Annotated in this window: 15 protein-coding genes; 3 read left to right on the top strand and 12 right to left on the bottom strand. The window is 34.2% G+C overall.

The annotated features are described in order from the left end of the window. Nucleotide 1 precedes the first annotated feature (1 nt). The 7 genes from ED556_RS04310 to uvrC all read right to left on the bottom strand — a co-directional run bounded on the left by ED556_RS04310 (nucleotide 2) and on the right by uvrC (nucleotide 8,933). Nucleotides 2-934, bottom strand: a complete 933-nt coding sequence (locus ED556_RS04310) for a tryptophan 2,3-dioxygenase family protein (protein ID WP_296319689.1) — start codon at nucleotides 932-934, stop codon at nucleotides 2-4. A 2-nt stretch (nucleotides 935-936) separates the two neighbouring features. After that, nucleotides 937-1,728 carry a DUF3108 domain-containing protein gene (locus ED556_RS04305; protein WP_296319688.1) on the bottom strand — a complete coding sequence of 264 codons (792 nt, stop codon included), beginning with the start codon at nucleotides 1,726-1,728 and terminating at the stop codon, nucleotides 937-939. Nucleotides 1,729-1,873: 145 nt separating this feature from the next. After that, nucleotides 1,874-3,034: a 4-hydroxyphenylpyruvate dioxygenase gene (hppD, locus tag ED556_RS04300; protein ID WP_296319686.1), complete on the bottom strand. Its 1,161-nt coding sequence runs from the start codon at nucleotides 3,032-3,034 to the stop codon at nucleotides 1,874-1,876. 3 nt (nucleotides 3,035-3,037) lie between these two features. Next, the gene (locus ED556_RS04295) at nucleotides 3,038-3,511 is read right to left on the bottom strand and encodes a CCC motif membrane protein (RefSeq protein ID WP_296319684.1); all 474 of its coding nucleotides are present in this window, start codon (nucleotides 3,509-3,511) and stop codon (nucleotides 3,038-3,040) included. A gap of 37 nt (nucleotides 3,512-3,548) precedes the next feature. Further along, nucleotides 3,549-4,706 (bottom strand): homogentisate 1,2-dioxygenase, encoded by a 1,158-nt coding sequence (locus ED556_RS04290; protein ID WP_296319683.1) that lies wholly within the window; start codon nucleotides 4,704-4,706, stop codon nucleotides 3,549-3,551. 192 nt (nucleotides 4,707-4,898) lie between these two features. Next, on the bottom strand, nucleotides 4,899-7,103 hold the full coding sequence (locus ED556_RS04285) for a patatin-like phospholipase family protein (RefSeq protein WP_296319682.1): 2,205 nt from the start codon (nucleotides 7,101-7,103) through the stop codon (nucleotides 4,899-4,901). 36 nt (nucleotides 7,104-7,139) lie between these two features. Continuing rightward, nucleotides 7,140-8,933, bottom strand: coding sequence for an excinuclease ABC subunit UvrC (uvrC, locus tag ED556_RS04280; protein ID WP_296319680.1), 1,794 nt, complete (start codon nucleotides 8,931-8,933; stop codon nucleotides 7,140-7,142). Nucleotides 8,934-9,022: 89 nt separating this feature from the next. Here uvrC and rimK point away from each other — a divergent pair, with 89 nt between their 5' ends. The 3 genes from rimK to ED556_RS04265 are packed head-to-tail and all read left to right on the top strand — an operon-like array spanning nucleotide 9,023 to nucleotide 11,480. After that, a complete protein-coding gene (rimK, locus tag ED556_RS04275; protein WP_296319678.1) occupies nucleotides 9,023-9,898 on the top strand; it encodes a 30S ribosomal protein S6--L-glutamate ligase in 876 nt (291 codons plus the stop codon). A gap of 41 nt (nucleotides 9,899-9,939) precedes the next feature. After that, nucleotides 9,940-10,908: a succinylglutamate desuccinylase/aspartoacylase family protein gene (locus ED556_RS04270; RefSeq protein ID WP_296319676.1), complete on the top strand. Its 969-nt coding sequence runs from the start codon at nucleotides 9,940-9,942 to the stop codon at nucleotides 10,906-10,908. After that, nucleotides 10,908-11,480 carry a 5-formyltetrahydrofolate cyclo-ligase gene (locus ED556_RS04265; RefSeq protein WP_296319674.1) on the top strand — a complete coding sequence of 191 codons (573 nt, stop codon included), beginning with the start codon at nucleotides 10,908-10,910 and terminating at the stop codon, nucleotides 11,478-11,480. The genes ED556_RS04270 and ED556_RS04265 overlap by 1 nt, the downstream gene beginning before the upstream one ends. Here ED556_RS04265 and ED556_RS04260 read toward each other — a convergent pair. From ED556_RS04260 to ileS, 5 genes are read right to left on the bottom strand one after another with little or no spacing between them, the layout of a single operon-like run. Further along, complete coding sequence (locus ED556_RS04260) at nucleotides 11,459-15,487, bottom strand: T9SS type B sorting domain-containing protein (protein WP_296319672.1); 4,029 nt, start codon at nucleotides 15,485-15,487, stop codon at nucleotides 11,459-11,461. The genes ED556_RS04265 and ED556_RS04260 overlap by 22 nt on opposite strands. A gap of 22 nt (nucleotides 15,488-15,509) precedes the next feature. Further along, nucleotides 15,510-16,124, bottom strand: a complete 615-nt coding sequence (locus ED556_RS04255; protein ID WP_296319671.1) for a lipoprotein signal peptidase — start codon at nucleotides 16,122-16,124, stop codon at nucleotides 15,510-15,512. 8 nt (nucleotides 16,125-16,132) lie between these two features. Beyond that, nucleotides 16,133-16,795, bottom strand: coding sequence for a hypothetical protein (locus ED556_RS04250; RefSeq protein WP_296319669.1), 663 nt, complete (start codon nucleotides 16,793-16,795; stop codon nucleotides 16,133-16,135). A 13-nt stretch (nucleotides 16,796-16,808) separates the two neighbouring features. Continuing rightward, entirely contained in the window at nucleotides 16,809-17,192 is a 384-nt protein-coding gene (locus tag ED556_RS04245) for a TraR/DksA C4-type zinc finger protein (protein ID WP_296319667.1), read from the bottom strand. Between the two features lie 2 nt (nucleotides 17,193-17,194). Beyond that, nucleotides 17,195-20,599: an isoleucine--tRNA ligase gene (gene ileS / locus ED556_RS04240; protein WP_296319665.1), complete on the bottom strand. Its 3,405-nt coding sequence runs from the start codon at nucleotides 20,597-20,599 to the stop codon at nucleotides 17,195-17,197. Between the last annotated feature and the right edge of the window lie 50 nt (nucleotides 20,600-20,649).

The following is a 20,649-nucleotide window of genomic DNA, read 5'->3' as shown; positions in this document are numbered from 1 at the left end:
TTTAAATATTATTACCCCAATTTTTTAATTCATCTTCAGACCACAAATCTGGGAAAAATATACGTCTTTGGTATTTTGGATGCATATATTTTTTCCAATCGCTGCCACCTGTAGCTTCGCCATCACCTATACCGCTTTCAATATAATGTTTGGCTGCATTATAATGAGCCATTACCCAAGTGACATTGACCGTATAATCGTAATGACGCATAGCCTTTACTAAATCTTTATCTTCTCTATCTTTTTTAGGTAACTCTTTAAAGCGTGTCCACAAATTCTTAGTATTGTACGCCTCCATAAATCTTAAAAACTCATCTTTGTAGCGGTCTTCAAAATTTAGAAGTAAAATTGATTTTTTGCCTGTTTTGTGATCCTTACCTGCAGCTTGCCAATACAAATGCTCAAAGGCGTGCGTGTAAGGTGTTTTCCTATCAATATCTTTTCGGAATCTGTAATCTATAAGATTAATAAGCTCGGTTGAGGCAAACTCAATAAAACGATATTGTGCACTTTGAAATCCACTCGCTGGAGTTAAGGTGTATCTAAACTTCATATATTGCTCAACTTCCATACCTTCTCGCATTATGTTAAAGGATGTAGTTAACATATTAAAATATCGAGAGATTCGCATAATTTTTCCCTCAAAGAATTCTGCATTGATACTCTCCTTTTCTGCAACTTGTGAGATTTCCCAAAGAATCATCTTAAAGATAAGCTCATTGATTTGATGATATGCAATAAAAACCATTTCATCTGGTAAAACAGTTCTTTGTTTTTGTAAGCTTAATAAGGCATCGGTTTGTATATAATCCCAATATGTAATAGGCTTGCTATATAGCAGGCCCAAAAGATGATCGTCTGTATCTTGATCTATTTCATCAAACTTATGCTGAAGTGATTTTATTATGTGAGAATAATCTGGTTGGTCGGCCATTGTTAATCAAATTGTACTTCAAAAGAATGTTTAAGTCCTTTGTATTTATCGAGGTCAGCTCTTAACGAACCAACAGCTAAATCTGCTTTTATCCTTAACGGAATTTTATTTTTATCAGCACTCACCCAAAGGGTTAAACTTTCTTCTTCTTTAAATACACGTCCAGCCATAACATAAGGTCTAAACATTAATGTTTTGACTTTTACTCTGCTTCCATTAAGGTTTACTTTTATAGTTTCGCGCCCTAAAAATTTAAGTCTAAAAGGATAATTTTCTTCGTCAAAAAACATATTGAGGGTAACTACATCACCTTTCTTAATATTTTGAGTTTCGTAGTTGTTTCTTAAATAATAAAACGCCGAAACCATGTCTTGTACCTTAGTTTTAGTATCTAAAGTCTTAATGGTCTTATACTTTTTATTATTAACTTTTGCCTTATTATTTATTTGGTCAAAATCAATTTCAATATCTTTTTTATGTCCACCTTCATCAATTTTTCTAATAAACTTATACGGTAATCCCGATTGCGTATCGAAATAACTCTCATATCTGTCTTTTACCTTAAAAAACCACTTAATCGCTCCAGTTGTCCAGCCTTTACCAACGACGTGATAAACATCCTTCCCATTGAGCTTTTTTTGTTTTATATCTAGAGTTGCATTACCAGCTTTAAGCCAACCACTGTAGCTAATACGAAATTTGAACCATTCACCATCTTTAAAAGCAGATTGTGTTTGGGTAAAACTAAATTGAAGCCCCATTACAGCTATAAAAATTAGTAAATATCTTTTCATATCAAATTTGTATTGCAAATGTAACTTTAAAATCTACATTTTATTAGTATTACACTAACATTTACAATTACTATTCCAAAAGTATTAAAACTAAAAAACACCATCAATAGCAGATGGCGTTTTAACGTAAATACAACATTAAATATTATAATGTTCCTCTTTTAGCTTGTTCGCGTTCAATGGATTCAAATAATGCTTTAAAATTACCTGCTCCAAAACCTTTTGCTCCCATACGCTGAATAATTTCGAAAAAGAGTGTTGGTCTATCTTCTACTGGTTTCGTAAAAATCTGTAAAAGATATCCTTCTTCATCAGCATCTATCATAATACCAAGTGACTTTAATTTTTCAATATCTTCACGTAATTCATGATCAAAAACGTCTAAACGTCCTGGTACTGCTTTGTAATATTCTTCTGGCGGTGTTGACAAAAACTCCACACCATTTGAGCGAAGCTGTGATACGGTTTTTATAATATCATCTGTGGCTACGGCAATGTGTTGAACACCTGCGCCTTCATAGAAATCTAAATACTCTTCAATCTGTGAGCGTTTTTTCCCTTCTGCAGGTTCATTAATAGGGAATTTAATTCGGCCATTACCATTAGACATTACTTTACTCATTAATGCTGAATATTCGGTATGTATTTGTTTGTCGTCAAAAGACAAAAAGTTTTCAAAACCCATAACATCTTCATACCATTTTACCCAAACATTCATTTGGTTCCACCCAACATTCCCGACCATATGGTCTATATACTTTAATCCTGCTGATGGCGGATTGTAATCTGATTCCCATTTTTGAAAACCTGGTAAAAATGCACCGTTGTAGTTTTTACGCTCAACAAACATATGTACGGTTTCGCCATAAGTGTATATTCCTGCTCTGACTACTTCTCCAAACTCATCTTTTTCTACAGCAGGTTCCATATACGATTTAGCGCCACGAGATGTAGTTTCCTTGTATGCTTGTCGTGCATCATCGACCCAAAGGGCAATGATTTTTACGCCATCACCATGCTTAACAATATGGTCATTAATTGGAGATTTACTGTTAAGCGGTGTAGTTAACATTAATTTTATTTTGTCCTGGGTTAAGACATAACTTACAGCGTCTTTTGCACCGGTTTCTAAACCTCTATATGCATGCGATTGAAATCCAAAAGCTGTTTTATAAAAGTGAGCAGCTTGTTTTGCATTGCCAACATAAAACTCCACATAATCTGTTCCTAAAAGCGGCAAGAAATCTTGAGCGCCTTCAAATATTTTTTCTAGTCCGTAATTAACGGATTTAACTTCTTTTGCCATGATTTAATTTTTATTTAAAATTGAATCTATATTTATTGAATCTATTTCTTTTTCGATTTCATAGACATCTTCATCTACTTTGAGAGAATCTGTTTCCCATTCGTAATCCTCATAATACTCATAATCATCATTTAGCTGATCTTGTCTTATGCCTTCTAAGACAGCGGTTGAAATGAAGGTTCCGTATATTGCAAACACTACGATAAAAACCAGAAAGGTCAACGAGTTTAGTACCACTGCAATAATATTTATGACTCTGGCCGTATTAACATTAGTATAACTTGATCTATCATACACTTCGGGATTTTCTCTATATACTCTTAAACTCTTATTTGCCATTACTAATCCTGCAATACTTAATCCCAAAGGAATAATTGCAGAAATACCATAACAACAGCAACCAGCAATACCTAATACTATAGCTATTATTCCTAAAACTAATGATGTTGGGTCAGCAGGTAATTTACTTCTAAACATGTGTTTGTATTACTCTATTTTTAATCTTAGAAACTCACTATTCTATCCACGATTTGTAATAATCTTCGTCAGCAATTTTAAGTGCTTCTTCAGTTACTTTTAGTGGTTTAAACGTATCTACCATTACTGCTAATTCATCGGTTTTAACTTTACCTATACTGCGTTCCATAGCTCCAGGATGTGGTCCATGTGGAATGCCTGCTGGATGCAACGAAATATGTCCTGCAGCAATATCATTTCTACTCATAAAATCACCATCTACATAATATAATACCTCATCGCTATCTATATTACTATGATTGTATGGCGCAGGAACAGCTAAAGGATGATAATCGTATAGTCTTGGCACAAAACTACAAACTACAAAGGCATCTGTTTCGAACGTTTGATGCACTGGTGGTGGTTGATGCACACGACCCGTAATTGGTTCGAAATCATGAATAGAAAATGCATACGGGTAATTGTAACCGTCATAACCTACAACATCAAAAGGATGAGATGCATAAACCATATCAAAAATTTCATCTTGTTTTTTAATCTTAATTAAAAAGTCTCCGCTTTCATTATAAGTCTCTAGTTCGTTAGGTTGTCGTAAATCGCGCTCACAAAATGGTGAATGCTCTAACAATTGACCAAACCAATTGCGATAGCGCTTAGGTGTATAAATTGGTCTGTAAGATTCTACAATAAACAGTCGATTATCATCCGTATCAAAATCTATTTTATAAATAATTCCTCTTGGTACTAATAAGTAATCTCCGTATTTAAAATCTAAATTCCCCAGATGAGTTCTTAATTTTCCTGAGCCTTTGTGAATAAAGATTAACTCATCTGCGTCAGTATTTTTATAGAAGTAGTCTTTGGTTGATTCCTTTGGTGCCGATAAAATAATATTACAATCGCTATTGGTTAGCACTACTTTTCTGCTTTCTAAATAATCGCTTTCTGGTGCAACTTTAAAGCCATGAAAACGATACGATTGCATATTATTTGCCTTAGCCACCTTTGGTGCAACGCTGTATTGTTTTTTTATCTCTTTTACTTGAGTTGGTCTCTGCTCGTGATAGCAGTTGGTAGACATACCATCAAATCCTATGGTGCCAAATAGTTGCTCATAGTAAAAACTACCATCAGGCTTTTTAAATTGTGTATGTCGTTTTGGTGGGATTTTCCCTAATTTATGATAAAAAGGCATTTCTTAAGTGTTTAAAAAGTTGATTTGTTTCTACAAGAAATTGTAAAACAAATGTTATGATTTAAAGGTACAAAAAATGCAAAGTTATTCTGGATTCCTTTTGATAAGGAAATGTAAATGAAGTTTTATGTTTTCCCAGAATGGTTTCATATCGACACAAATATCGTAAAAAAATTGAAACAAAAACGAAGCCTAAAACCAAAACCCTAGGTTAAAAAACCAGTAACTTTCTTTCTCTTCTGGTGAGTATGTATACTTAGCTTCTATTGGGCCTAAAAATGTTTCTAATGAATATCCAAGCGCATAACCAGTAAAATCCGGACTAGAGAACCACTCACCATCGTCGAAAATATTATCCTGAATATTAGCAAAATTACCTGATAACATAATATGATGCTTTTTGAATATCTCGTAATCTATTGTAACATCAGCCTTAACAAAACTGTTGCCAACTATTGACAAATAATCATAGCCATAAAATGAATTGAAATTATTGATGAAATTATAACCATAACCGCCAAAAGCAAAGTTGAGAAAGTTGGTAGAACGATCTCCTAGCTGGAATCCTCCTGATGTTTGAAAATGTAAGGACAGTTTATCAAGCGGACTAACTGCATAACCAATATCTGCTTTTGCAATAGAGAACGGTTCAAAGTCAGTATTAAAACCACTTGCACCAATATACCAATGAATATCACCATTAAACCAAACACCATTATTAGGAAAAAATCTATTGTCGTAAGTGTCAATTTTTAATCCGCCATATAGACTAAAATAATCTGTGTTTTCGAATGTAAAATCACTTTGATTTGTACTATTAAGATTTTCCGTTGTTATTTTTAGTCGCTTATGTTCAAACCCAGATTTAATTTCAAATTCTTTCGCTAATAATGTCTGAAAATAAATTCGGTTTGTTTGATCTTGAAGTTCTACATCAACCTTATTTAAACTAGTTAAAAGCGGGTTATTGGGTTGTAAAACCAAATTGGCATTTACGCGTCTATCAAACTGATTATACCTAGAACTTAGGCCAATACTTACATAAAACCCCTTATCAATGAAGTAATTAAAATCGTATCGGATGTTATCCCCAAGACCAATATCTAATGATGCAATATCATTTTTAGAGATTAATCTTTTTTGTGTGAGATTTACCAAAGCTGCACTTTTATAAAGCCCATCGTAATGCACTCCTAGTTTAAGATAGGTACTTGTGTTTGTTTCTCTAATTTTTGCTTCTAAATCGTATTCATCTGTATTAGGAACAGGTTTCAACTTATACCTAAACGTGTCAAAGTTATTGGTAGCTACTAAATTGTTTACCCCTTTATCTAGCTTACTATAGGCAATATTATCATCGCCTTTAAGCTTCAATTTACCTAATATATATGACCTTGTGTAACGCTCATTACCCGATAAATTAATTTGCCTAATCTTTAAACTATCTTTTATTTTAGGAACAGATCTTTCTATTGAAGCACTTTGCTTTTCCTTTAATTGAACAAGTTCTTTTAACCTTTCTTTTGCTGCTACTTCACCCGTTTTTACAATATCTCTTCCTTCACTAAAAGAAATAACAGAAAAGTTGGTGATGTCTGGCTTAATATAGATATCTGTAAGTTTTCGTTTAACTTTCATGTCGTTTATGGTCCTGAAATTATTAATCTGAACCAATATTTCTGGTGCCGACTGTAATGCCTCTCTATCCTTTAAACCATCCTGAACATCTACACCGATAATAATGTCCATTCCTTTTGCCCTAAGCTCCTCAATAGGATAATTATTGGTAACACCACCATCTATATAAATACTATTATTGATTTCTACTGGTTGAAATAAAGATGGAAAAGCGCCACTAGCTAAAACAGCCTCAGCTAAATTTCCTTTATTCATCATTTCAGGTTCGCCTGTTTCGATATTGGTAGCTATACAAAAAAATGGAATTGGTAAAGATTCGAAATCTGAAATCTCATTAACTGGCAACATTAATTTATAAAGTAAATTGTAAACGTTTTGTCCACGAGATAATCCAGAAGGTAATTTTACTTTAAACTTTTGAAAAGGTAAACTAAGTGCGTAACGCTCAGAATTATTACGCTCTACTAATGATTTTGAATTCCTAGAAAACTTATCATTAATTAAAGCATCAAAATCAATTGATTTAAATATGGAGTCTAGCTGTTTTCCGGAGTAACCGGAAGCATATAATGAGCCTATTATGGCGCCCATACTTGTACCCGCAATATAGTCTATTTTAATACCTAAACTATCTATAACTTTAAGCGTACCTATATGTGCAAATCCTTTTGCTCCACCACCACTTAATACTAAACCAACTTTAGGTTCTTGGTTAGATTGCGCATTTAAGCTAGCTGAACCAAGCAGAAGAAAAGCCACTAAAAAAGTAAAACAATATTTTAATTTTCTTCTCAATTACTCTTTATGATAATAGTTATAAACTTTATTTGCTCTAGATACTCCAACAACAGCTTCTAATTCATCTAATTTTGCATTGGCAATGCGCTTCACTGTCTTAAAATGTTTCATCAAATCAATTATTGTTTGTTCTCCTACGCCAGGTATATTTTCTAACTCTGTTTTTAGAGCACCTTTACTTCGTCTATTTCTATGGTGTTCTATACCAAAACGATGTGCCTCATTTCTTAGCTGCTGAATAATTTTTAGTGTCTCGCTTTTTTTATCTAAATATAAAGGAATTGGGTCATCGGGATAAAATAATTCTTCCAAACGTTTAGCAATTCCGATAATAGCAATTTTTCCTCTCAAATTTAATTCATCCAAGCTCTTTAGTGCAGAAGACAATTGTCCTTTACCTCCATCAATAATTATGAGTTGAGGCAACGATTGTTCCTCATCCAGTAAACGCTTATAACGCCTATAAACGACTTCTTCCATAGATGCAAAATCATCAGGACCTTCAACTGTTTTGATATTAAAATGTCGGTAGTCTTTTTTGCTCGGCTTTCCATCTTTAAACACTACGCATGCTGCAACAGGATTTGTACCTTGAATATTAGAATTATCAAAACACTCGATATGCCTTGGTTCTTCAGATAATCGTAAATCAGCTTTCATCTGAGCCATGATTCGGTTAGCATGTCTATCAGGGTCAGTAATCTTTATTTGTTTCAGCTTATCTAATCGATAATATTTTGCATTACGAAGTGATAAATCTAAGATCTTTCGTTTATCACCTAATTTAGGTACAGTCACTTTTAATTCGTTTCCTAAATCTACATCAAATGGCACATACACTTCCTTGGAAAGCGAATGAAAGCGTTGACGAATTTCGGTAATAGCTATTTCCAACAAGGATTTGTCTTCTTCTTGCAGTTTTTTCTTAATCTCTAACGTATGTGATCGAATAATTGAGCCATAAGACAATTGTAAAAAATTAACATAGGCATAACTTCCATCACTTACTATTGTGAACACATCGACGTTGCTAATCTTTGGGTTAACTACGGTAGATTTGGACTGATAATTTTCAAGTATATCGAGTTTTTCTTTCACTCTTTGTGCTTCTTCAAACTGCATATTCTGAGCAAAATATTTCATTTGCTCTCTAAACTGATTTAATGAATCCTTAAAGTTTCCTTTTAGAATTTCCCTAATAGCTGTAACATTCGAGTGATATTCTTCTTCTTCTTCAAGTCCTTCGCATGCGCCTTTACAATTGCCCAAATGAAACTCTAAACAACGTTTGTATTTTCCGGCTTCAATTTTCTCTTTAGATAAATGGTAATTACATGTACGTAACTGGTAAAGCCCTTTAATTAAATCCAAAAGTGTTTTTACAGTTTTCATACTAGTATATGGCCCAAAATACTCTGAACCATCCTTAAATACTCTGCGTGTAGAAAATACTCTTGGGAAACGTTCATTTTTGACACATATCCAAGGATAAGATTTATCATCCTTAAGCATAACGTTATACTTTGGCTGATACTTTTTTATGAGATTATTCTCTAACAGCAACGCATCACTTTCGGTCTCGACTACAATATGCTTTACTGAAGCAATATTCTTAACCAAAACACGTGTTTTTCCATAATCATGATGCTTAGTAAAATAGGAGCTTACACGCTTTTTTAACTGTTTTGCCTTACCAACATAAATTAAATTATTATCCTTATCAAAATACTGGTAAACACCAGGTTGATTTGGCAGTGTTTTTATCTGAATATCTAATGTAGTTTCTGACATCGACTCAAAGGTATATAAAAGTATAGATTTATATTAAATTTGACGAAGACCAAATACTTTTTAACTTTAGCAATTAAAGCACTTCAACAATGAATATTGTTATACTTTCTAGAAATGAAAACTTATATTCTACTAGACGACTGATAGAAGAAGGTGAAAATCGTGGACATGAAATAGAAATTATCGACCCATTGAAGTGTGATATTATCATTGAAAAAGAAAAACCAACACTTTTTTACAAAGACCGATACTTAGACTATGTAGACGCAATTATCCCTAGAATTGGAGCATCAGTAACATTTTTTGGATGTGCTGTTGTGCGACAGTTTGAAATGATGAACGTCTTTACAACCGTTACATCTGATGCTATAATTAGGTCTCGTGACAAACTTCGTAGTTTTCAACGCTTGTCAAAAGCTGGTGTCGGCATGCCAAAAACGGTATTTACTAATTATTCTCGTGATGTGGAAGAAGTCTTAAATCATGTTGGTGGTCCACCAGTAATTATAAAGCTTTTAGAAGGTACTCAAGGACTTGGTGTGGTATTGGCTGAGTCTAAAAATGCCGCCGAATCTGTACTAGAAGCATTCAATGGACTACAAGCAAGAGCTCTTGTTCAAGAATATATTGAAGAAGCAAAAGGTGCCGACTTAAGAGCATTAATTGTTGATGGACAAGTCGTTGGTGCAATGAAACGCCAAGGCAAAGAGGGCGAATTTAGATCCAATTTACATCGTGGTGGAAAAGCTGATTATATTAGGCTATCTGAAGATGAACTTAAATTAGCCATTAAAGCTGCACGAGCACTTAAATTACCTGTTTGCGGTGTGGATATGTTACAATCCAATCGCGGACCTTTACTTATGGAAGTAAATTCTACACCGGGTTTAGAAGGTATAGAGCGTGCTACACAAAAGAATATTGCTAGAGCAATAATTACATTTATTGAAAGAAATAGAAAATAATAATTGATAGAATAGAGTTCTCTAATTGACGAGAAATAACTATGAGTGAAAAGGAAGTATTACACATTTTAGGCAAAAAAGTTGCTCTTGGTGAAAGTGCGAAGGTAAGCTTTAACGTTGCTAAATTGCATACACAAAACCGAATTGATGTTCCTGTAATTATAGAGCGTTCTAAAGTACCTGGACCTACAATTTTAATTACTGCAGGTATTCATGGAGATGAGGTAAATGGTGTAGAAATTGTGCGTCAAGTTATTGCTAAAGGCATTAATAAACCTAAACGTGGTACCATTATTTGTATACCACTAATTAATGTTTTTGGATTTATTCAAATGGAACGTATGTTTCCTGATGGACGTGATTTAAACCGTGTATTTCCAGGCACCAAAACTGGATCTTTGGCGAGTCGTGTTGCTCATAAACTAATGACCGAAATTGTACCCCATGCTGATTTAATTTTAGATTTTCATACTGGTGGTGCAGATCGCTTCAATGCTGCTCAAATACGTATTGTTAAAGACGAAGTGGTCCTCGATGAACTTGCATATGTATTTGGTGCACCTTTTGTATTTTACTCTAAAAATTTGAATAAATCGTTTAGAAATTCTTGTTATAAATTAGGTATACCAATGCTTCTTTTTGAAGGCGGTAAATCATTCCATATAGATAATACAATTACTAATACTGGTGTAAATGGTGTGAAACGTGTATTAGGTCATCTTGAAATGTTGGGTCGAAAATTCAAGGTTTCAAAACCTAAAAAACATTGCGTGAAAATTAGCGAAAGTAAGTGGTTGCGGGCAAAATACTCGGGAATGTTTAAGGCAACAGTTAGTATAAATACGAAAGTAGAAAAGGGTGATGTTATTGGTAATATTACTGACCCATATGGTAGTTTTAATCACTTTGTAAAAGCGCCAAATAGTGGTTATATTTTTAACGTTAATCAATCTCCAATTATATATCAGGGTGATGCTATTTTTCATATTTCTACAAAGTATAGCGATTAATGACCAAGTCTAAATTTCGAAAAAAATATAAAGCTCTACGTCAAAATTTAAGTTCTGAGACAATAGAAGATCAAAGCTTAGCGATAGCAAACAATCTTCTAAAATTAGATATTTGGAACTTTGACTTTTACCATATATTCTTAACAATTGAAGAGCAAAAAGAGGTTAATACCGAATATATCCTGAATATACTTGCCGGAAAGGATAAAAATATCGTAATCTCAAAAAGTAATTTTGAAGACTATTCAATGTCACATTACCTTCTGACTGACAATACCAAACTCAAAAAAAACACATATAATATTCCCGAACCCGTTAATGGCATTCCTATCAAAACAACACAACTTGATGTTGTTTTTGTTCCTCTATTAGCCTTTGATAAATTAGGTAATCGTATTGGTTATGGTAAGGGGTTTTATGACCGGTTTTTATCTAATTGTAAACCCAACACCGTTAAGATAGGGTTATCATTTTTTGAAGCTGATACTCATAACTTCAAAACTTCCACTGATGATATTAAACTAGATTATTGTGTGACTCCCAGGAAGAATTATCGCTTTAATGTAAAGTGACCTGTAAATTGTCTACCATCTTGTCGGTCTACGACAAACCAATAATCGCTAGTTGGCATTAATTTGCCATTATAAGTACCATCCCAACCTGAAGCTGTAGGACTTATCTGTTTTAAAAGCTTACCATAACGGTCAAATATTCTTATCACATTAGCAGGTTCAGTAAAACCATTGATAATTTGCCAACTATCATTATAACCGTCACCATTAGGTGTAAAGAATCTAGGGTAGCCTAATAAATAAACCGTTTCCTCTACGATACCACAACCTAATTTATCTCTTACATAAACCGTGTATTCATCTAATAATAAGTTTGTGAATATATTAGAATCTTGATATACAAACCCATCAATCGAGTATTCATAGTCTCCATTACCTGTAACACTTACAGTAATGCTATTATCTGTTTGTGTCCAATCTTCTGTTTCAATCGCCGTTATAGTTGCAATATTAGATTGTGTTACGGTAATGGTTTTTTCTGTTTCACAGATGAAACCGCCATAATCATTCCAAGCTCTTATTGTTAGATTTTGTGGTGCATCTACAGTAATAATTCGTGTCGTTTCTCCATTAGACCATAAATAATGATCATACCCAGCGTCTGCTTCAATATCTATAGAACTCCCTTCACATATTGGCCATATGTCATCCATTAATAATACAGGTTGCTCACGCACATAAATATCAAACTGCGTCGTTGTATAGCAATCTGGTGAAATCCTATTTTCTAAACGCACATAAATAGTCTGAGGATTTTGAATATTAGTAAAGTTATCTGGCAATTGGTTGTCGTCTTGTTCAGCATTTAAAAGACTTAGATAATATTTTACATTAAAGTCGTTTGGATTTAGACCGTTTAAGATCTCATTGTCTTTATCACTGAGCATAAAACTCTCCTCACCATCATTAGTGTCATCGTCACAAACATCGAAGTTTGTAGGAGCAGTTGCTATAGGAAATACATTAACGCCTAATTGAAAACTAGTCGTGGCAAAACAGTTTGGGTTATTTCGGTTTTGGATTCTAGCAAATAGCGATGTCGATAAACTATTTATTAGATATGTATTAGGTAAGGGAATTGCATTAATATCTTCTGCATCTATTGGGTTATCAAAATAGAACACCTCAAATATTGCACCTGACTGACTTCCTAATATTTGATTATTGTAATCAGACAATGTAAACAGTTCTTCACCATCATTTGATGCATCATCGCATATAAAATCATTTAAAATTGTATTTGCAACCGGTAACTCATCAACAATAAAATTTATAGTGGTTTCATCAAAACAGGTGCTGCTCAATATATTTTCGACTCTTGCGGTTATTGTTTGTGTATCACTAAAAAATGGATTTGGTAATGGGCTAGGTAATGGATTGCCATTAGTATCGGTATAAAAAATTAGCATTCCTGTTTGCCCATTTAGTAATGTGGCTTCAATGGTACTAGTATCGAAATTAAAAAACCCATCTGTATCATCATCGCATACACGCTGGTCCGGCACTATATTAGCAACTGCAGCTGCTTGAACTATAAAGTTCAATGTGGTTTCTCCAAAACATGCACCGTTAGGATCTTGAGAAGAATCACTTGTGACTCTTACTATTATATCTTGCGTGCCCGATAAAAACGGATTTGGTAATGGGCTCGGTAGCGGGTTCCCTAACGCATCTGTATAAGTCACAGTCACATTAGTCTGTCCTTGCAGCACCTCTGCTTCAATAGATGTTGTATCGAATGGGTATAAACCATCACCATCAGCATCACATTGTTCTGCTATGAGCACCGGATTGGCGATTGGATTGGGTTCTACATTAAGGGTAATATGATGCCCTAGCCCCAGACAATCATTATCCAATTCGCTATCTACTCTAACATATATATCTTGTGTATTTGGAGAACCAACATTTCTATAGTTCGAAATATCAACTATAGGATTAGTCTCGGCTAATGCGTCCATCTCATTTTGGTAATAACTTACGGAAATTTGTTGGCCTAAAGGAAACAAAGCTCTTATATCGGCATCCGCCGAACTAAAATCAAATGCCGAAATACCATCAGTATTTGTTCCATTTATAGGATCATCACAAGCATAAAACGTTCTTAAAAATGTACTTGGAATTTGAGTTGTCGAGACTATCAAGTTTACTTCTGCCGTTGCAAAACATTCTTCCGAACTTTCTACTCTTGCCCAAACAACATCAGCACTTACGTTTTGGTTTGTATAAGTGGTCTCATTAGGTATTGGGGCATTGCCGTTATCGGCATCTAAAGGACTCTCATGAAAAGTAATAGTCTCATTCATGTAATTAGGAGATAACTCTTCATAAACTTCAGTTAAATTGAATGATGAAAACCCATCTGTATCATCATCGCATTGCCTTAAACTCACCACTGGAGTAACCGTTGGACTAGGAAAGACCTCTATTGATAATGTTGCAACACAATCTGAACTTGTTGAGTATGTAATATCTGTTGTACCTATTGAAAGCGCAGTGACCTCACCCGAATCATTGACAGTAGCAACCGAATTATTTGAAGACGCCCAAGGGGTTAATGTATTAGGTACTCCTGAGCTTACAAGTTGCACCATATCACCTAGACATAATTCGGAAGGACCATTAAGTTCTGCTTCTCCTATAGATAAGTTAATCGCATTACTTTGTATGCAGTTATTAAATGATTCAACCTTAATTCTATATAGAGAGCTCGTTGGTAAATTTCCTGGTATAGTACAACTTATAATGCCGCTTGTATTTGTAGTAATGGTTCCAATGGTTATGTCATTAGTAAAATCACCGAATTCATCACTCAATGATGCCGTAAACGTTGAGTCTGAATTAAAATTACCTGTTAGTGTAAATGTTAAATCGAATGTTTGACTTGAACAAAATGAAAGTGGTGGATCAGGGTCATCAATTTGTATATTGTTGAGAACATCTTCATAGACAGATAATAAAATCTCACCGTTAGACTGGTAAACCACTAAAATATTGTCTGTCGTTGGGCTTCTATCTATATTATGACTATCTCCATTTGCCACAATAATTGGAGTTCCAAAAGTTTCACCTTGGTTTGAACTTATGGCAATGATTAAATCGCCATCCAAAGATCTGTAGCCATCAATAAGTGTTCCTCTATCATCTGCATATAAAGTTCTACCTTCACTAGACAAAATATTTTCTCCTAATACGATTGGTGTTAATATGCCGGTAGTAACATCAATTTTATATCCGATTTCTGAAGAAATAGAAAGCTCACCACCACCTACAAAAATAAAAGTACCGCAGGGACCATCACTCAACGCATAGCTTGAAAAAAAAACTTGTTCTGGCGGCGTTAATGTTGTTTCTATAACACTTGCGCCTTCATCATTGCTTTCAAACAAACGTAAATTGGGGTCATCCATTGGGAGATATACTTTACCATTCTCGTCTGTTAAAACATCTGCATATACCATGAATGCTCCTGTGTCAACACTATTAAAAGAACCAATTCCTTGATTATTATTTGAATATAATCTTCTGCCATTTTGTTCTGTAATATAAATATTAGGACCAAAATTAGCCATGTGCAAACGTGTTACGTCTGACGCTCCTATTATTTCTGGTGTTTCAAAGCTAGCTGCTTGATCAACGCTTCTAGTTAAATTAATGTTGCCGTTAGCAATCCAAGCAACAAACACAATCCCATCATCATTAACCGTGAGTTCGGGTTCTGCATTAGTTGCCGTAGCAACCAATACACTCGGTAAAAAGTCTTGACCCCCATTTACACTTTTAGCTATTCGAATTTCAATAGAATTTGAATAAACAACGTAGATATTTCCTGAATTATCAATGGCTACATTTCTACTTGTATTTGCACTACCTATAGAATTATCAGTACCAAAATCACTCACAGGCACACCAGAATAAAGTGGCGCTTGAGCCAATGATATAAATGATAAAAGCATAATCCCTATGTGGACAATACACAATAAAAAATTCACTTTTTTAGATGCCATTTTTCAATTTTAAAATACGTATTTAGCTAAAAGCTTTTTTATTAAACACAATCAATATACCAATTCCCGTACTAATTGCAACATCAGCTATATTAAAAACAGGATCAAAAAAAGAAAACTGTTTACCTCCAATTACTGGTAGCCAGTCTGGTAAAAATCCATCATACAGTGGAAAATGAAGCATATCTACAACCTTGCCATAAAATACACCAGCATAACCACCACTTTCTGGTAAAAAAGTAGCTACTTGCCCGTAGCTATCATTAAATAGTATTCCGTAAAATACTGAATCTATAATGTTCCCTAAAGCTCCAGCAAAAATGAGTGAAATAGCAAAAACTAATGTTTTCGATTTTTGCTTTTTAATGGTACTTCTTAACCAGAAACCAATACCTATTACTGCAACAATTCTGAAAAGCGTTAGTATTAGCTTTGCAGTGCTATCTGTTATAAACGAAAAGAAATCGCTCAATTTTGTGCCCCAAGCCATTCCATCATTTTCAACAAAAACTAGATGAAACCAAGAGAATGCTGTAATATCTTCACCAAGTTGAAAGTGAAGTTTTACATATATTTTACTGATTTGATCAATCAATAAAATTATAAGAATTATTGCTAAGGACTTTTTTAGTGTCATTTAACTGTTTACTGTTCTAACTTTTCTACCTTAATATTTCCTTTATTGGTTTTAAGCCGCCAAACATTAAAACCCATTATATCATTTGGAAAATCTACCAATCCATGTCGGGAATCGGTTTCTATTATAGCATTATTTGTTTTGGCAAAAATATTTCCGTCTATAGTTTGAATTGTAGCTAGTCTTGCATAACCTTCAATATTACAACCTCCTTGCTCTAAATTAAGTTTTAATTCAAGAAAATCACCCTTAACATTTACCGATCCAACATCACTTTTAACGGATAACTTTAAATTTTCTGGTAATTCTATTTTTAAGGTCGCTGCTACAACTTTATGTGCATTGCGCTTATCATCTGGTGTTTTATATAAAGTTGTATGCTCAAGTTTTAAAAATAACTGATTGCCTTTGATTTCTGAAATGACACTAACATCATTTTGATATTCGCCATCTGTAATTGATGACACTGTAATCTTATCCGTATCTAATGTATTAACCGAAATATTGAAAATTTGATCGCCATCAACTCTAATATCAGAAATGCCATTGGCTTGAAATATATTTTGAGACGTGTTTTGACTAAAACCAAAACTACATACTAAAAACACAAAAGAGACTAAAAAAGTCTTGAAATTAGGCTTCCAAGACTTTGTAATAAGTTTACTATCCAAAATAAGCAGGATTTTATTTTTGCATATTCTTCGCTTCGATGCTCAATGTAGCATGAGGTACTAACTTAAGACGTTCAGGATTTATTAATTTTCCTGTTACCCTACACACGCCATAGGTTTTATTCTCTATACGGATTAATGCATTTTTAAGGTCTCGAATAAATTTTTCTTGCCTGATTGCTAACTGAGAATTAGATTCTTTACTCATGGTAGCACTACCTTCATCAAATGCTTTAAAAGTTGGAGAAGTATCATCGGTTCCATTATTATGGTCGTTCATGTATGCACTTTTAATTAATTCTAAATCGTGCTCTGCTTTGTCTATCTTTTCTTGAATTAAAACTCTAAATTCTTCTAATTCTTTATCCGAGTATCTATTTTTAGCTTCTGTTGCCATATTTATTTTTTTTGAATAAACAACTTGGTATTTACATCATCAAAGGTAATCTCGATACCAGTGTTTAAATTATCTACTATTTTTAAGTTATCCGTTAGGGTTTCTTCTTTAATATAAGCTTCATTTGCATTTACTGCAGCAATAATATTTGCATCACTTTGCAGTTTTACATTGATTCTATCTGTAACCTCAAAACCTGAATCTTTTCGTAAATTCTGAATTCGGTTTACTAATTCTCTTGCAATTCCTTCTTCACGTAAACCGTCAGTAATTGTTACATCTAGTGCAACTGTCAATGAACCTTCATTAGCCACAAGCCATCCTTCGATATCTTGTGAAGTAATCTCAACGTCTTCAAGCCCTAATGTAATATTTTTTCCATTAATATCAAGGTCAAAATTACCGTTTTGCTCTATTTTATTAATATCATCTGTTGTAAAACTAGAAACTGCTGCTGCAATCTGCTTCATATCTCTGCCAAATCGTGGACCAAGTGCTTTAAAGTTTGGCTTAATTTGTTTTACCAAAATTTCTGAAGCATCTTCTAACAACTCAATTTCTTTTATATTAACTTCATGCCTAATAAGGTCCGAAACAGCTTCAATCTCTTCAATCTGTTGCTTACTCGTTACAGGAATCATAATTTTTTGAAGTGGCTGACGTACTTTTATTTTTTCCTTAGCTCTTAACGACAATACTAATGACGATATGGTTTGAGCATTCTCCATTTTGCGCTCAAGTGCCTTATCTATTGCTGTTTCATCAGCTATCGGAAACTCTGCTAAATGCACACTTTGATAGGATTCTTTATGGGTTACGGCATTTAAGTCCAAATACAATCTATCCATAAAGAATGGTGCAATTGGTGCTCCAAGTTTAGCTATTGTAACCATGCACGTGTATAGCGTTTGGTAAGCCGAAATTTTATCGGTTTGGTAATCACCTTTCCAGAAACGCCTTCTGCTTAAACGTACATACCAGTTACTTAAAAACTCTTGGGTGAAGTTTGAAATAGCTCTAGCTGCTTTTGTAGGTTCGTAATCAGAATAAAATGCATCAACCTTTTTTATCAAGGTATTTAATTCTGAAAGAATCCATCGGTCTATTTCTGGACGCTCTTGCAATGCAATATCTGCTTCAGAATAATTAAATCCATCTAAGTTTGTATACAATGAAAAGAACGAATACGTATTATAAAGTGTTCCGAAGAACTTACGCTTTACTTCTTCTACACCATCAATATCAAACTTAAGGTTATCCCAAGGATTTGCATTACTTATCATGTACCAACGTGTAGCATCAGCGCCATGATTTGCAAGTGTTTCGAATGGATCAACCGCGTTACCCAAACGCTTAGACATTTTTTGTCCGTTTTTATCTAAAACCAATCCGTTTGAAACTACATTTTTATAAGCAACCGAATCAAACACCATTGTACCTATTGCATGCAGCGTATAAAACCAACCACGTGTTTGGTCAACGCCTTCTGCTATAAAATCTGCAGGGAAAGATTTATTATTATCTATGAGTGCTTTGTTTTCAAAAGGATAATGCCATTGTGCGTAAGGCATAGAACCTGAATCGAACCATACATCAATTAAATCACTTTCGCGACGCATTGGCTGACCAGAATCTGAAACTAATACAATTTTATCGACCACATTTTTATGAAGATCAATCTTTTCATAGTTCTCTTCAGACATGTTGCCCACTTCGAAACTTTGAAAAATATCGGCTTCAAGAACATCAGCCGCCACAGCTTTTTGCATTTCAGCTTTAAGTTCTTCTACAGATCCAATACATTTCTGCTCTTTTCCATCTTCCGTTCTCCAAATTGGTAGTGGAATACCCCAAAAACGTGAACGTGATAAATTCCAATCATTTGCATTGGCTAGCCAATTACCAAAACGACCTTCGCCAGTAGATTTTGGTTTCCAATTAATTGTAGTATTTAATTGGTGCATTCTATCTTTTACATCTGTGACTTTAATAAACCAAGAATCTAATGGGTAATAGAGAATTGGCTTATCTGTACGCCAGCAATTAGGATAGCTGTGCTTATATTTTTCAACCTTAAAGGCTTTATTTTCTGTCTTTAATTTTATGGCTAATTCTACATCAACTGATTTTTCTGGTGCTTCGCCATCATTGTAGTATTCGTTCTTTACATACTTACCTGCAAACTCTCCCAGTTCTGGTCTAAAGCGTCCTTGCAGATCTACTAATGGCACCAAGTTGTCATTCTCATCTTTGACCAACATTGGAGGAACTTCTGGTGTAGCTTGCTTCGCAACCAAGGCATCATCAGCACCAAAAGTTGGTGCAGTATGCACGATACCTGTTCCGTCTTCGGTAGTTACAAAATCTCCAGAGATAACTCTAAACGCATTTTCAGGGTTGTCATTTGGTAAGGCGTAGTCGAGAAGTTGTTTGTATCTTATACCAACCAAGTCTTTACCAACGAATGCTTTAACTACATAAAATGGAATTTTTTTATCTCCAGAATTGTAGGTTAACAAATCTTGCTTCTCCTCAACTTGCTCGTACTTTCCAGAGAATTGTTTTGCAACTAAATTCTTTGCCAGAACCACATTCATAGGTTCGAATGTATACTGATTGTATGTTTCTACAAGTACGTATTCTATTTTTGGTCCAACAGTCAATGCAGTATTACTTGGTAATGTCCAAGGTGTTGTTGTCCAAGCTAAGAAATAAATATCACCTTCGTTTTGAAGAAAATCAGGCAAGGTGTCTTCTATGGCTTTAAATTGTGCTACAACAGTAGTGTCGGTTACATCTTGGTACGTACCTGGTTGATTTAGCTCATGCGAACTTAAACCAGTTCCTGCTTTTGGCGAATATGGCTGAATTGTATAGCCTTTGTATAACAAGTTTTTATCGTAAATCTGCTTAAGTAACCACCAAACAGATTCCATGTATTTAGACTTATACGTAATATATGGGTCATCCATATCTACCCAATAGCCCATTTTTTGCGTTAGGTCATTCCAAATGTCAGTATAACGCATTACCGCTTTTTTACAAGCTTCGTTATACGCTTCTATGGTAATCTTAGTGCCAATATCCTCTTTGGTAATACCTAATTCTTTCTCTACACCAAGTTCAACAGGCAACCCGTGCGTATCCCAACCTGCTTTGCGCTTTACTTGAAAGCCTTTCATGGTTTTATAGCGAGGAAAAATATCTTTAATAGCGCGTGCTAAAACGTGGTGTACACCTGGCAAACCATTAGCCGAAGGTGGACCTTCGAAAAACACATATGGTTCATGGCCTTCGCGAGTGCTTACACTTTTTTCGAAGATGTTATTGTCTTCCCAGTAATTGCTTATTTCTTCAGCAACATTTGGCAAGTTAAGTCCTTTATATTCAGTGAACTTTTGGCTCATTTTTCGCAATTCTTATAAGGATGCGAAAATAACAATTTTTGATTAAAATT

The organism is Winogradskyella sp., from assembly GCF_003712105.1.
Classification (GTDB): domain Bacteria; phylum Bacteroidota; class Bacteroidia; order Flavobacteriales; family Flavobacteriaceae; genus Winogradskyella.
The sequence above is the reverse complement of the archived record's forward strand: the minus strand, read 5'-3'. Positions and strand labels throughout refer to the sequence as shown.

What these genes read in the sequence shown, in the direction of transcription:
- rimK (WP_296319678.1), top strand. Translation starts at nt 9,023, where the DNA reads ATGAATATTGTTATACTTTCTAGAAATGAAAACTTATATTCTACTAGA.
- ED556_RS04290 (WP_296319683.1), bottom strand. Translation starts at nt 4,706, where the DNA reads ATGCCTTTTTATCATAAATTAGGGAAAATCCCACCAAAACGACATACA.
- uvrC (WP_296319680.1), bottom strand. Translation starts at nt 8,933, where the DNA reads ATGTCAGAAACTACATTAGATATTCAGATAAAAACACTGCCAAATCAA.
- ileS (WP_296319665.1), bottom strand. Translation starts at nt 20,599, where the DNA reads ATGAGCCAAAAGTTCACTGAATATAAAGGACTTAACTTGCCAAATGTT.
- ED556_RS04270 (WP_296319676.1), top strand. Translation starts at nt 9,940, where the DNA reads ATGAGTGAAAAGGAAGTATTACACATTTTAGGCAAAAAAGTTGCTCTT.
- ED556_RS04295 (WP_296319684.1), bottom strand. Translation starts at nt 3,511, where the DNA reads ATGTTTAGAAGTAAATTACCTGCTGACCCAACATCATTAGTTTTAGGA.
- ED556_RS04245 (WP_296319667.1), bottom strand. Translation starts at nt 17,192, where the DNA reads ATGGCAACAGAAGCTAAAAATAGATACTCGGATAAAGAATTAGAAGAA.
- ED556_RS04310 (WP_296319689.1), bottom strand. Translation starts at nt 934, where the DNA reads ATGGCCGACCAACCAGATTATTCTCACATAATAAAATCACTTCAGCAT.
- ED556_RS04260 (WP_296319672.1), bottom strand. Translation starts at nt 15,487, where the DNA reads ATGGCATCTAAAAAAGTGAATTTTTTATTGTGTATTGTCCACATAGGG.
- ED556_RS04265 (WP_296319674.1), top strand. Translation starts at nt 10,908, where the DNA reads ATGACCAAGTCTAAATTTCGAAAAAAATATAAAGCTCTACGTCAAAAT.
- hppD (WP_296319686.1), bottom strand. Translation starts at nt 3,034, where the DNA reads ATGGCAAAAGAAGTTAAATCCGTTAATTACGGACTAGAAAAAATATTT.
- ED556_RS04255 (WP_296319671.1), bottom strand. Translation starts at nt 16,124, where the DNA reads ATGACACTAAAAAAGTCCTTAGCAATAATTCTTATAATTTTATTGATT.
- ED556_RS04305 (WP_296319688.1), bottom strand. Translation starts at nt 1,728, where the DNA reads ATGAAAAGATATTTACTAATTTTTATAGCTGTAATGGGGCTTCAATTT.